General features: G+C 71.0%; 11 protein-coding genes and 1 pseudogene. 1 reads left to right on the forward strand and 11 read right to left on the reverse strand.

Annotated features, from left to right (window positions below; genetic code table 11):
• Window positions 1–51: 51 nt before the first annotated feature.
• The 11 genes and pseudogenes from ACFYWS_RS04475 to ACFYWS_RS04525 form a co-directional block, all read right to left on the reverse strand.
• Complete coding sequence (locus ACFYWS_RS04475) at window positions 52–2,280, reverse strand: CDP-glycerol glycerophosphotransferase family protein (protein WP_389269393.1); 2,229 nt, start codon at window positions 2,278–2,280, stop codon at window positions 52–54.
• A gap of 22 nt (window positions 2,281–2,302) precedes the next feature.
• The gene (locus tag ACFYWS_RS04480) at window positions 2,303–4,534 is read right to left on the reverse strand and encodes a CDP-glycerol glycerophosphotransferase family protein (protein ID WP_389269395.1); all 2,232 of its coding nucleotides are present in this window, start codon (window positions 4,532–4,534) and stop codon (window positions 2,303–2,305) included.
• A 127-nt stretch (window positions 4,535–4,661) separates the two neighbouring features.
• Window positions 4,662–4,754 (reverse strand): annotated as a pseudogene (locus ACFYWS_RS04485) (NIPSNAP family protein); the annotation flags it as partial.
• Between the two features lie 21 nt (window positions 4,755–4,775).
• Window positions 4,776–6,014, reverse strand: coding sequence for a cytochrome P450 (locus tag ACFYWS_RS04490; RefSeq protein ID WP_389269397.1), 1,239 nt, complete (start codon window positions 6,012–6,014; stop codon window positions 4,776–4,778).
• The gene (locus ACFYWS_RS04495) at window positions 6,011–7,255 is read right to left on the reverse strand and encodes a cytochrome P450 (protein WP_389269399.1); all 1,245 of its coding nucleotides are present in this window, start codon (window positions 7,253–7,255) and stop codon (window positions 6,011–6,013) included. The genes ACFYWS_RS04490 and ACFYWS_RS04495 overlap by 4 nt, the downstream gene beginning before the upstream one ends.
• Window positions 7,252–7,971 carry an ATP/GTP-binding protein gene (locus ACFYWS_RS04500; RefSeq protein ID WP_389269401.1) on the reverse strand — a complete coding sequence of 240 codons (720 nt, stop codon included), beginning with the start codon at window positions 7,969–7,971 and terminating at the stop codon, window positions 7,252–7,254. Before ACFYWS_RS04500 ends, ACFYWS_RS04495 begins: the two co-directional genes overlap by 4 nt.
• Window positions 7,946–8,305 carry a DUF742 domain-containing protein gene (locus tag ACFYWS_RS04505; protein WP_389269403.1) on the reverse strand — a complete coding sequence of 120 codons (360 nt, stop codon included), beginning with the start codon at window positions 8,303–8,305 and terminating at the stop codon, window positions 7,946–7,948. The genes ACFYWS_RS04500 and ACFYWS_RS04505 overlap by 26 nt, the downstream gene beginning before the upstream one ends.
• Window positions 8,302–8,724, reverse strand: coding sequence for a roadblock/LC7 domain-containing protein (locus ACFYWS_RS04510; RefSeq protein ID WP_389269405.1), 423 nt, complete (start codon window positions 8,722–8,724; stop codon window positions 8,302–8,304). Before ACFYWS_RS04510 ends, ACFYWS_RS04505 begins: the two co-directional genes overlap by 4 nt.
• On the reverse strand, window positions 8,717–10,258 hold the full coding sequence (locus tag ACFYWS_RS04515) for a sensor histidine kinase (RefSeq protein WP_389269407.1): 1,542 nt from the start codon (window positions 10,256–10,258) through the stop codon (window positions 8,717–8,719). Before ACFYWS_RS04515 ends, ACFYWS_RS04510 begins: the two co-directional genes overlap by 8 nt.
• Before the next feature lie 239 nt (window positions 10,259–10,497).
• Window positions 10,498–11,559, reverse strand: a complete 1,062-nt coding sequence (locus ACFYWS_RS04520; protein ID WP_389269409.1) for a glycosyltransferase family 2 protein — start codon at window positions 11,557–11,559, stop codon at window positions 10,498–10,500.
• 303 nt (window positions 11,560–11,862) lie between these two features.
• Window positions 11,863–12,219: an FAD-linked oxidase C-terminal domain-containing protein gene (locus ACFYWS_RS04525; protein WP_389269411.1), complete on the reverse strand. Its 357-nt coding sequence runs from the start codon at window positions 12,217–12,219 to the stop codon at window positions 11,863–11,865.
• Between ACFYWS_RS04525 and ACFYWS_RS04530 the strand changes: the two genes are divergently transcribed.
• Complete coding sequence (locus ACFYWS_RS04530) at window positions 12,209–12,319, forward strand: hypothetical protein (RefSeq protein WP_389269413.1); 111 nt, start codon at window positions 12,209–12,211, stop codon at window positions 12,317–12,319. The two genes, ACFYWS_RS04525 and ACFYWS_RS04530, sit on opposite strands and share 11 nt — an antisense overlap.
• Window positions 12,320–12,433: the final 114 nt, after the last annotated feature.

Genomic DNA, 12,433 nt, shown 5'->3' on the forward strand with positions numbered 1-12,433 from the left:
TTCCATTGTCGTGGGGATGGGGACGGGCGTCCGCGACGGACGGACGACGGGTCAGTGCAGCGGGACGTGGCGCGCGGCCGGGGCCGGCACACGCTCGCCCGGCGGAACGACCGGCGGCAGGGCCGTCGCCGGCTCATCGAGCAGCACCCTGCGCACCACCCGCTCCGCGGCGAGACCGTCGTCGAACTCGCAGAACCGGCGGCGGAACGCGGCGCGCAGCGAGGCCGAGGCCTCGCCGTGCCACGCGCCTTCGCGAAAGATCCTCGTCAGCTCGTCCTGGGTGCGGGCCACCGGGCCCGGTGGCGAGGCGAGCAGGTCGAAGTAGACGCCCCGTGTCTCGCGGTAGATGTCCCAGTCGTCGGCGTACACGACGATGGGGCGGTCGAGGTTGGCGTAGTCGAACATGATCGACGAGTAGTCCGTGACCAGGGCGTCCGCGGCGAGGCACACCTCCTCGGACGAGCGGTGGTCCGTCACGTCGATCAACGCGCCGGACCGCAGCATCCCTTCGAGGCCCGCGGCCCCCACATAGGAGTGGTGGGCGCGCAGCAGCACGACGAACCCGTCGCCGAGCGCCCGGCAGAACGCCGCCAGGTCCAGCTGGGGCAGGAAGTCCGCGCGGTAGTCGCGGTGGGTCGGCGCGTACAGCACGGCCACCCGGTTCTCGGGAACGCCGAGGCGGCGCCGGATCTCGGCGACGTCGTCGGCCGTCGACGTGTAGAACGCGTCGTTGCGCGGATAGCCGACGTCCAGACTCTCGTACGCGCCCGGGTAGGCCCGCTCCCAGACCTCGGTGGAGTGACGGTTCGAGGAGACGTTGAAGTCCCAGCGGTCCACGCGTTGGAGCAGCTTGCCGAGCGGCCCGGCCGCGGCGGCCGCGGCCGGGTACTCCACCAGGTCGACGCCCATGCATTTGAGCGGGGTGCCGTGCTGTGTCTGCACGTGGACGGTGCCGGGGCGCTTCTTGACCGCCATCTCGAAGTTGACGTTGTTGAAGGTGTACTTGGCGGTGGCCATGACCTCCCAGTAGCGGGCGCTTCCGATCACGACGCGCTCCACGTCGTCTGGCAAGTTCCCCGTATGGCCCTTGGTCACGAGGAAGACCGCTTTGATGTGCGGGGCCAGGCGCCGTGCTGCCGCGTGGATGGCGGCGGGGTTGCAGGCGTAGCCGCGGCCCCAGTAAGCGGAGAAGACGGCGAGGTTCTCGTCGATGGGCCGCCTGAGGAATGCCCGGTAAGGGTTGCCGACGCGTCTGCTCAGCCGCCTCGCCCACCGTCGGCCGAACCGGGCCGCTGTGCCGAGCCGGCGCTTTGTGCCGCGCAGCGCGCCGAAGGCCGCACGGGAGCCGGAAGCCAGCAAGGCGTGTTGCAGTCCCACGCTTCCGCCCGGCCGTCGGCTGCCGGCCGGACGGTGCTGACGGTAGAGCTGGTTCGCCCGCCGGAAGTACTGCCGGCGGGCCGCGGTGGTAGGCAACCGCCCGGGAGTCGCCGCGGTCTTGAGCACTTTGCCCACCATCTGGTGGAAGACCCTGTCGTGCAGCACGGGGTCGGGGGTCAGCTCGGCGGCCCGGCGCATCACCAGATCGACCTGGTCGAGCAGGTCCATGTGGTGGAGTCCGGGCAGGTGGTTCCGGCTGCCCTGGCGGCGCAGCAGATGGCGTACGCAGATCCGGTCGAGCAGTGCGATCCGTTCGGCCCCGAGCGTGGTCATGACGTTCCATACCGTGTCGGTGAACATGCCCGGCACAAAGGCCAGTTCGCGCCGGGTCACGAACTCGCGCCGATAGGCCGCGCTCCACGCGGGCACCCATACGTCGGGCAGTGCGGGGTGCTGTTCCACCGCGAAGGCCCCGGTCGGCGCGTCCGCCCACAGGCGCCCCAGCGTCGGCCCCGTGCCGCCGTCGAACCAGTGCACCCGCTCGTGGTCGAAGAACAGCAGATCGGGCTCTTCGCACTCGGTGAGCCGCGCGTCGAGGACTCCCAGCGCGCGGGGTGCCAGCGTGTCGTCGCCGTCGAGGAAGAGCAGGAACTCGCCCTCGGCGACCGCGATCCCGGCGTTCCGCGCGCCCGAGAGGCCTTGATCCGGCTCCGAGTGCACCACCTTGATCCGCGGATCGCGGTCCGCGTGTGCGCCCACGATCGACGCGCACAGCCCTTCCGGTGCGCCGACCACCGCGATCAACTCGACGTCGGTGAAGGCCTGACCGAGCACCGATTCGAGACATTCGGGCAGTCGTCCCGGCCCGTCGTGGGCCGGGACGACAACACTGAAGCGGGGCAACACACACTCCTTCGATGGGCTTTCAGGCGGCGCCGGTGGGCAGCGTGGCGGCGGACCCTGGCTCCTGCCGCGGGCCGGGGGCGGGCGCCGGCCGCCGCTCCCCCGACGGCGATCCCGTGGTCTCGCCGAGGAAGACGTGCCGCACGACCCGCTCGGCGGCGCGCCCGTCGTCGTGCGGGCAGAACCGTTCGCGGAACGCGGCCCGCTGCCGGGCGGCGTCCGGGCCGCGCCACGCTCCGGTCGCGAAGAGGTCGACGAGTTCGTCCTCGCCGGTGGCGACGGCGCCGGGCGGGAAGTCCCGGACGTCGAAGTAGGTGCCGCGGGTCGCCTCGTAGACCTCCCAGTCGTCGGCGTACACGACGATCGGACGGTCCAGGTGGGCGTAGTCGAACATCAGCGAGGAGTAGTCCGTGACCAGTACGTCGCTGGCCAGGCAGAGGGATTCGACGCAGGGGTGGTCCGAGACGTCGACCAGCCGGGGCGATTCGTCGCCCACCCGGGCGACCGTGGACAGGTGATGGGCGCGGGCGAGCACCATGAAGCGGGGGCCGAGTGAGCGCATCATGCGCTCCAGGTCGATGGCGTGGCGCTTGGTGCGGCGGTGGTCCCGGTGCGTGGGGGCATACAGGATCGCGACGGAATCGCCGGGGATGCCCAGGGACTCACGCAGCCGGGCCACGTCCTCGCCGGTGGCGTTCCGATAGATGTCGTTGCGCGGGTAGCCGTATTCGAGCGTGGTGTAGGCGGCGGGGTAGGCCCGCTCCCAGACGAGGGTGGAATGGCGGTTCGCGGACAGGACGTAGTCCCACTTGTCGCAGTTGGCGAGCGCGCGCCGGACGTCGCTGTCGCCGAGGGCGAGCGGCCGGTCGAGGAGGTCGAGGCCCATGTGCTTGAGCGGGGTGCCGTGCTGGGTCTGCAGGAATACCTGACCGCGTCCCTTGACGAGTCTTCGGTCGAAGTTGACGTTGTTGACCAGGTACTTGGAGCGGGCGAGCGCCGTCCAGTACGCGGCCGTGCCGGGGGTGAGGCGGCGGGCGGCCGGCGGGACCGTGTGGTGGTGCGCGGTGTCGGCGATCCACGCGGTGCGGACGTGGGGCGCCAGTTCGCGGACCTTCGCCTCGACGGCCGCCGGGTTGCAGCTGTAGCCCCTCCCCCAATAGGCGGAGAACACGGCGTCGTTCTCGCGCAGCGGGAGGAGCCGCTGGACGCGGTAGTGGATCTGGAGGGCGGCCCCCCTGGCGGCACGCCGTGCGGCGACGGCGATGCCGCGCAGGCGTCGCCGGAGGACACCCGCGAACTGCAGTGCCCGGTAGCTGCGGTGCGCGCCCAGGCCGACCAGCGCGTGCCGGATCCTGGTGCGCACGGGAGGAGCCGCGCCCAGGGTGCGGTAGCGGCGGCAGTAGGTGCGTGCCTTCCGCAGAAATGCGGCGCGGCTGCGGCGCGGCAGCCGGTCGGGCGCCGTGAACACCGTACTGAAGTGGTCGAGCATCCGGCGGAAGACGAGGAGACGCCAACGCGACGCCTCCGGATGCGTGTCCAGGTAGGCGAAGACCCGGTCGTACTGGCCGAAGAGCTCGAAGTGTCTTCGCCCGGGAGAGCAGGTGATCGCTCCCGTTCTGCGTTGCCGGTACCGCACGCAGACGCGGTCGAGCACCGCGATCGACTCGGCGGTGACCAGTACCGGGTAGGTCCAGGAGACGTCCTCGTAGTAGCCGGGAGCGAAGACGAATCCCGCGCGCTCCAGGAACTCGCGGCGGTACGCCTTGTTCCAGACCACGTGCAGGACCCGCAGCAGGCCCGGCCTGTCGTCCAGGGTGAAGGACGCGGGGCCCGTCTCGGCGAGATGGACGGTTCCGGGGTTGGGGACGGTCACGCCGGTCCAGTAGGACCGTACGTAGTCGTAGACCAGGACGTCGGGGCCGTCGGTGTTCTTGAGCCGGTCCGAGATCGCGTGCAGTGCGTCGGGGGCGAGGGAGTCGTCGCTGTCCAGGAAGATCACATAATCGCCGGTGGCACGTTCGAGACCGGCGTTGCGGGCCCGGCCGAGACCGACGTTCTCCGCCAGATGCACGGCGCGGACCCGCGGGTCCCGGGCCGCGAATTCGTCGATGATCGCTCCACTGGCGTCCGGCGAGCAGTCGTCGATCGCGACCAGCTCCAGATCCGTGAAGGACTGCTCCAGGACGGATTCAAGGCATTCGTGAAGATATGCCTGTACCCGATAGACGGGGACAATCACACTGAACCGTGGCAATGCGTTTCCATGGGTCGTCAGCGGCGTATTGCACGAAAACGGCACATGATTTGGGAAGGTTACGCGGAATACGGCATTTGGTGGATATGCCTAACCCTGATTGAACTCAGGTGAAAGCGGACTGCCCGTACGCGGCGAGGCCGGGAAAGCTGAAGAGGGCCAGCGCCTTGTCGCTGGCCCTCTCTGCCGGCAGGAAGCAGCCGTGGTGTGCGCCTCCGTGCCCTAGTGGGCAAGAGGCGGCTCAGCCGTGCAGGCGGACCGGGATCTGCTGCCAGCCGTACGCGATGAACGACGGGACCTGGCGCAGCTCCTCCGGACCGACCGTGAGGCGCAGGTCCGGGTAGCGGTCGAAGAGGGCGGGCAGGGCGGTGCGCGCCTCCAGGCGGGCGAGCGGGGCGCCGATGCAGCGGTGGACGCCGATGCCGAAGGACATGTGGTCGTCGGCCGCGTTGCTCGCGTCGAACTCGTCGGCCGTGGGGCCGTAGTGCTCGGGGTCGTAGCCCGAGGCGGCGTAGGTGGTGAGGATGGCGTCGCCCGCCGGGATCGTCACGCCGTCGACGGTCACGTCGGTGACCGCGAAGCGCAGTGGCAGGCTGGCGATGGAGGGGTGGACGCGCAGCGTCTCGTCGATGACGGCGTCCCAGGTGATCTCGCCGGAGCGGACGGCGGCGAGCTGTTCGGGGTGGGTGAGCAGGGCGACGACCGCGTTGCCGATCAGGTTGACGGTCGTCTCGAAGCCGGCGCCGATGACCAGGAGGAGGGTGTAGAGCAGCTCCTCCTCGCTGAGCCGGTCGCCGTCCTCCGCGCGCACCCGCAGCAGCTCGGTGGTCATGTCGTCGCCAGGATGCTCGGTGCGGTGGGCGATGATCGCCGGCAGGACGGTGCCGATCTGCTCCTGCACGAACGCGCCGTGCTCGGGGCTGGGGTCGGAGGTGTCCATGATGGCGTTGACGAGGCGCTCGACCGGGGCGAGCAGCTCGTCGGGGACGCCGAAGAGTTCGCAGATCAGCTGCATGGGCAGCTGATTGGCGTAGGTGGGGCGCAGGTCCACGGCCTCGTCGGCCGACGTCGTGTCGAGGGCCGCGAGGAGTTCCTCGGTGATCTTCTCGACGCGGGGGCGCATCAGCTCGGTGCGGCGGGCGGTGAAGCTGGGCGCCACGAGCTTGCGCAGCCGCGTGTGATCGGGACCGTACGTGGAGAGCATGTTGACCACGCCGACCCAGCCGAGCACCCAGCCCCACTCGGGGTGTTCGCCGATCTCGGGCCACAGCGACCAGTGCTTGCGCGGGTCCTTGCTCACCTGCGGGTCCAGGATCAGCGACCTGAGGGTGTCGTAGCGGGTGGGTGCCCAGGCCGGGATGCCACCCGGCAGTGCGACGGGGACCACGGACCCCGCCGCGCGCAGTCGGGCGGCCTCGGCCGGCAGGTCGGCGCCGAACGGGTCGATGGCGATACGGGACGAAGGCACGGTCTCGGTCACTCAGCTGCTCCTGACTGGGATGCGGTACGGGGCACGAAGCGGACGGGAAGTTCCGTCAGGGAGCGGTGGAACGGCCCGGTGCGCCACGTCAGTTGGTCGCGCGGGGTGCGCGGTTCCAGGTCGGGGAGCCACTGGGTGAGGCGTTCGATGGCCTCGGTGGCGATGAGCAGGGTGTGCTGTTTGACCGGGCAGGAGTGCTCTCCGGCCGACCAGGACAGGTGCGAGGCGTCGTGCGGGTGGCGGGGGGCCGAGGACCGCGTGGCCGCCTCCTCCGCGGTGTGCCCGAGGGCCCCGTAGGAGATGACGACGGGGACCGCGGCGCGCACCCACACACCGTGGAACGTCAGTGGCTTGCGGGCGAAATGGATCCCGTAATTGGCCAGCGGGGTCTCGTGGCGCAGGACTTCGACGACCGCGTCCATGACCGGCCGCGATCCACTGGTCAGTGTCGAGTAGTACGCCGGGTTGCCGAGGATCCGCGAGAGGGCGTTGGAGACGAGGTTGGCGGTGGGCTCGTGGCCCGCGCCGAGCATGAGGAACACCTGCCAGGTGACCTCCTCGGGGGTGAGGCCGAGGGGGTGGTCGAGCAGCCAGCTGGTGAGGTCCTGGCCGCGCTGCGCGCTCTTGGCGGCGACGAGGTCCAGGATGTAGCGCCCGAACTCCTCCTCGCCGCGCGCCGCCTGGTCGCCGCCGTCCATCACCTGCGCGATCGCGCCTTGCAGCCGGTCGCTCTCGCTGTCCGGCAGACCGAAGAGGTTGTTGAAGACCAGTGACATCAGCGGGCGGGCGAACTCGCTCACGAGGTCGGCCCGCCCCCGGGACGCCATCCGGGCGGCCAGCACGTCCACGGCGTGGTGCACCCGCTCGCGCAAGTCGTGCGGCTCCACCAGGTCGAAGGCGTCGGAGAGTGCGCGCCGGTAACGCACGTGCAGTTCCCCGTCGTTGAACAGGGCGTTGGGCCGCCACCGCATCATGCCGAGGATGGGAGCGTCGCCGTCGACGCTCTCCTCCCACGTTCGCGGGTCGTGCGACCAGGCCTCGGTGTCGTGGAGCAGATCGAGGGCGGCGCGCCGGTCGGTGACGACGTACGCGGGTACTCCGGGGGCGAGTTCGGCGTGGCCGACCGGGCCCTGGGCGCGCAGGGCCGCGTAGTAGCTCTGCGGATCGGCGGCGAAGCCGTCCTCCCACAGACGGACCGGCGCGGACAGGTGGAAGTCCTCGGCCTGCGCGGGATACGTCATCGGGGCTCCGGGCTCGTACGGTCGGCGACGCTTGTGGGGCCGGTGCTCGTGGGATCGGTGTCTGTGCGGTCGGTGTCTGCGCGGTCGGTGTTTGTGCGGTCGGTGTCTGTGCGGTCGATCAGGTGCTGCACGAGCGCGAGCAGGGCGTCGACGGAGGAGTGCGTGTCACGCGCGTCGCAGATCACCATCGGGGTGTCGGGGTCCAGGTCGAGGGAGCGCCGCAGCTGCTCCTCGGTGTATCTGCGGGAGTCCGGGAAGGTGTTGAGGGCGACGGCGTAGGGCAGTCCCGACTCCTCGACGAGGCCGAGGGCGTCGAAGGACTCGTCGATCCTGCGGGTGTCGACCAGCACGAGGGCGCCGAGCGCTCCGTACGCGATGTCGTCCCACAGCGCGCGGAAGCGCTCCTGGCCCGGGGTGCCGAACAGGTAGAGCACGGCCCCGCCCTTGAGGCTGATCCGGCCGAAGTCGATGGCGACGGTCGTGGTCGTCTTCTCCCGTACGCCCGCGAGGTCGTCGACCGCCACCGACGCCTCGGTGAGCTGCTCCTCGGTGTGCAGCGGGCGGATCTCGGAGACGGAGTCGATCAGGGTGGTCTTGCCCACGCCGAAGGGCCCGGTGACCAGGATCTTCACCAACTCCCGTGCGGTGTCCGGGAGATGCACTGAGCTCTTGGTACGTGAGGGCGCGGGTTCAGCGCTTGAGGGCGCGGAGGCCATCGGCGACTCTCTTCAACAGATCGGGATCGGGCTGCGCGGCGGGCGGGACCGGCGGGCGGGCGCCCACGAGCCCCTGGTCGATCAGCGCGGCGGCGAGCACCCGCACGGCGGAGACCGGAAGATCGAGCAGGGCGGCGGCCTCGACCACGGTGAGGGATCCGCCGTCCAGGGTGCGCAGCAGGGCGTGCTGCGCGGCGGGCAGGGCGGCGGTCCAGGGCGCGCCGACACCGGTCAGTACGGAGAGGCGCTCCAGGCTGTTGCGACTGGGTTGCGCGACCCCGCCCGTGGCGAGGTACGCGGGGACCAGCGGCCGGCCGCTCCGGCGGCCCGTCATGCCTCAGCGCCGCCGTCGGCCCCACGGGGTGCGGCCGCCATGGCCTTCTCGCCGAGCCGGGCCACCTGCGAGTGGACACGGTGGCCGAGCAGGTCGAGCCGGACCTCCGGGTCGCCGAAGGCTGCCACACAAGTGCCGTGCGCGGTGGGCGCGACGAGGATGTAGCCGTGGTCGGACTCGATGACCACCTGGCGTACGTCCGCGGACTCCTGGTCGGCGAAGGCGGCCGCCGCGGTGCGGCAGGCACCCTGCGCGGTGCTGGTGATGGCAGCGACGCGCTCCGCGGACGCCTGCGTCAACGCCTCGGTGTACCCGGAGACCAGGCCGTCCCTGGTGAGCAGGACGGCGGCCTGGACGTGTGGGATCTCCAGGATCGGATCGAGGACCCAAGCGCTGTCGCCGAGGTCACGGCTACTCATCGGGGGTGTTCCCTTCACTGGTGCCGGGGCGGTCGCCCGCGGTGTCGTGCGGTTGCTGTGCGGCCTCGTCGTCCCGCGGCGCGGCACTCCGCGCCGCGGCGGTGGCCGCCTGGAGGGCGCCGAGCGCTGCGGCCTGCTCCTCGGGGCTCCGGTGCGTGGCGGGCCGCGGCTTCGGCGGTGCCGGGCGCGGGTCGGACTGCGCGTCGGGCTGCGGGTCGGGCCGCGCGTGGGATTGCGCGTGGGATTGCGCGTGGGGTTGCGCGTGGGGTTGCGTGTCTGTGCGGCCCCGGGCCCGGCGGCGGCGTCGGGGCAGTTCGTCCCCGTCGGTGAGGGTGGCCTCCGGCCGGGTGGGTGTCGCCACCGGCGCCTCGTCCGCCGCGAGGGCGTGGGTGGAGTCGGGAGTGGTGTCGCGCGTGGTGTCGCGAGTGGACCGGGGAGCCGCGGCGGCGGGCCTGCGCTCCTCGGGGGAGATCCGGCACAGGAGGTGGTCCCGTACGAGCAGGACCGCGCGGACGCCCCCGTACGGCGACGGGGACGACAGGTCGACGGACAGGTCGAACTGCCGGGTCAGCTGGCCGATCGCGGCGAGTCCCATGCGCGGCGGGTCGCCGAGCTCCGAGAGGAGGATGGGCTCCTCCCCCGCCACCATCCGCTGGGCGTGGGCCCGTTCGTCGGAGCTCATCCCTACACCGGCGTCGTCGACGGTCACACTGACGCCGTGGTGGACACGTTCGAGGTGCACACCCACGGAGGTGTCGGGCGAGGAGTAGCGCAAGGCATTGTCGAGCAGTTCGGCCACGATGATGGCGACCGGCTCCACGGCGTGCGAGATGAGCCCGGTGCCGTCCTCCAGGTGGTTGTGAACGTCCACCCGGTCGTATCCGGCGAGCCGCGACTGGCCGCCGGTGACGGCCTCCACCAGGTGCGACTCGCCACGGGCGAGCCCCACCCAGGCCCCGCAGACCACGGCGGCGACCTGCGCCCGGCGCAGCGACTGCTCGTTCTCGTGGTCGAGCGCGAACAGTGTCTGCGCCAACTCCGGGTCGTCGTAGCGCTCCTGGAGACCGCGCAGGACATCCTGCAGCCGGTACAGGCACGCCTGGATCTCGCGCGTCGCACCGCGCATCCCGGCGCGGGCCGCGGCGTCGACCCGCTTGCGCTCCTGGGCGATGGCGGTGCGCAGCCCTTCGATGACGGCGTCGAGACCCGCGGCCAGTTCGGCGCCACCGAGTTCGGGCTGCAGGGGGCCGGGCACCTGGAACTGCGGGTGGGCGGCGTGGGTGGCCGCGGCGGGCATGCGCGTGCCGGACAGGTGGGCGATCTCGGCGGTGAACGCCGCCGCGAGGTCGTCGAGTTCGTCTCGGCCGGCCTCCAACTCCTCACGGGATACGTCGAGGCGGGAACGGAGCGCATCGATCTCGTCGCGCTGCCTGGCGCTTCGTTGACGGGCCTTCAGCAGCCCGCCGCCGAGCACGAACGCCGACACGGTCCCGACGGCCAGGGTGCCCGCGGCCAGCTCGGGTATCTCAATCATGGTTGCGGACCTCGAGGTGAACAGGGCGTGGGGGGCCGACTGCGAGGAGAGGACGGGGAGGGAGGGCGAAGGAGACGAGACCAAGGAGGCGAGACCGGCAGAGGAGAGCCCGGAAGCCCGCCTGCCGCTTGTGACCCTACCTCCCGTCACACGGTCGAGTGAACCCTGTCCCGGATCTTGAATCGTGTGTCCCCGCGGGCGAGTTGGAGGCATTCGGGCGGATTTCCCGCACCCCGGAGTCATATGGCCGCAGGCGCCCGCCCCTTCTCGTACACGACCAAGCCCTTCGACCGGCCCAGCGGTACCAGGACCAGCTCCACCACGACCGCCTTCCAGGCGTAGACGACATTGACGAGCTTGGTCGGATAGACACACGGAAGATTCACCAGTACCTGCCTGACCGGCACCCGCCGCAGGCGCGCGGCGTAGATCAACGGCGGGAGCGTAAGACCGAGTTCGGACCCGAGCCACCAGCCGAACGTCTCGAGGACCGGCCGGCCGAATCCAAGGGTGAGCACCAGGGGCGCGCCCCACCACAACGGGGCGAGCAGAATCTCCATCAGCGCGAGGACCACCCACAACGCGAGCATCGGCTTGCGCAGCGCCAACTCCCCTGTGTGCAGCCGCACGTTCTGACAGAAGCCCGCCATCCACCTCCACACCTGCTTGCGCAGATACAGCAAGCTCTCCGGGTCGGCCGCCCTGGCCTCCGCGTCACCCACGTACACGGCGCGCCGCCCCGCGATCTGCTCGGACCACGTGAAGTCCATGTCCTCCACGATGGTCCGCTCGGGGAATCCGTGCTCCCCGAGGGCGCTGCGCCGGAACATCGAGCAGCACCCCGAGCACACCATCGGGCTGCCCGCGCCCGCCTGGATCGGCCGCTGCCAGTGGAATCCGTGCAGATACTCCACGGACCGGCCCCGCTCCCACAGCGTCCGGGCGAACCGGGTCTGCACATTGCCCGCCGCGATCGTCACACGCGGGTCGTCGAAGACCGGGGCGACCTTCTCGATGTAGTCGGGCGCGAGCACCGTGTCCGCGTCCACCGCGAGGACGAGTTCCGAAGTGCAGTGCGGCAGCGCGTGGTTCTGCGCCTTCGCCTTGCTGCCGAGGTTGCTCCGCGGGCACAGCACCTCGGCGCCGTACCGCCTCGCGACCTCGCCCGTGGCGTCGACGGACGCGTCGTCCACCACGATCACCCTGCGCGGCGGCACGGTCTGCGCCGCGATCGACTCCAAGGTGGCCGGAAGTCCGGCCTCCTCATTGTGCGCGGGCACGATCACTGTCACGTCATACATGTCCACGCCCCCGTACGAGCCGCCGTACCCCGGCCCTGAGAAGTACGACGGCGCCCACCACCGCGTACACGAACACACTCACTCCGACTACCGGCAGCCCACTGCCCATGCCCACTCCCCCGTCGTTCCGTCGTCCGCCCGAGCGATCCCCGGGCCGCTTCCGCGCTTCGGCAGTTCGGCACCTCGCCGTCGCACACCCATGAAGCTAGCCCGCCGCAGGCCGCGGATCGGCGGGCCGTCGCGATCTGTGGACGGGCCCACGTCTGTGGACAACTCCGTCACCCGAACGGCGTCCGCGGTCGCTCAGCCCAGCGACACCGAGCCGAGGACGTCGTGGGGGTCGAACTGCTTCTTGAGCAACTGCGCCACTGTGCGCACCTGTTGGGGCACGTAGCGCAGATAGGCATCCTGGTTCTTCGGGCCGACACCGTGTTCGGCGCTGAAGGTGCCGCCGTGTTCGCGCACCACGATGTCGTAGACGAACAGGCGCAGCGCGTCGACGGTGGCCCTGTCGGCGGCGACGCGTTCGGGGAGCGGCAGGATCAGGTGGATGCCGCCGTCGCCGTAGTGGCCCAACTCGATCGGTCGATGTCCGGGACGCCCGTACGTGTGGGGGCTCGCCACGGGTGGCGCGGAGGGGGTGCGGGCCGTGGCCGACATGCTGCACCGCGAACTCTCCGTCGCGATGGCCCTGTCCGGCGCGCCGCGCCTCGACCGGATCGGTGCCGAACTACTGGCCCGCGACGGGCGCGTCCGGTGACGTGAGGCGACGGGCGGCTGCCCATTACCGTTTTCGTGGAGCCCGGTTCGGGTTCGTGGCCTCCAGGGCCGGTAGGACTTGTTGCCCCTGTCGTTGATGATCCGGGGGGTGCTG

The sequence above is a fragment of the Streptomyces sp. NPDC002795 genome (assembly GCF_042888725.1).
In the GTDB taxonomy this organism is placed as follows: domain Bacteria; phylum Actinomycetota; class Actinomycetes; order Streptomycetales; family Streptomycetaceae; genus Streptomyces.

What these genes read in the sequence shown, in the direction of transcription:
- ACFYWS_RS04495 (WP_389269399.1), bottom strand. Translation starts at nt 7,255, where the DNA reads ATGACGTATCCCGCGCAGGCCGAGGACTTCCACCTGTCCGCGCCGGTC.
- ACFYWS_RS04520 (WP_389269409.1), bottom strand. Translation starts at nt 11,559, where the DNA reads ATGTATGACGTGACAGTGATCGTGCCCGCGCACAATGAGGAGGCCGGA.
- ACFYWS_RS04510 (WP_389269405.1), bottom strand. Translation starts at nt 8,724, where the DNA reads ATGAGTAGCCGTGACCTCGGCGACAGCGCTTGGGTCCTCGATCCGATC.
- ACFYWS_RS04515 (WP_389269407.1), bottom strand. Translation starts at nt 10,258, where the DNA reads ATGATTGAGATACCCGAGCTGGCCGCGGGCACCCTGGCCGTCGGGACC.
- ACFYWS_RS04505 (WP_389269403.1), bottom strand. Translation starts at nt 8,305, where the DNA reads ATGACGGGCCGCCGGAGCGGCCGGCCGCTGGTCCCCGCGTACCTCGCC.
- ACFYWS_RS04500 (WP_389269401.1), bottom strand. Translation starts at nt 7,971, where the DNA reads ATGGCCTCCGCGCCCTCAAGCGCTGAACCCGCGCCCTCACGTACCAAG.
- ACFYWS_RS04525 (WP_389269411.1), bottom strand. Translation starts at nt 12,219, where the DNA reads ATGTCGGCCACGGCCCGCACCCCCTCCGCGCCACCCGTGGCGAGCCCC.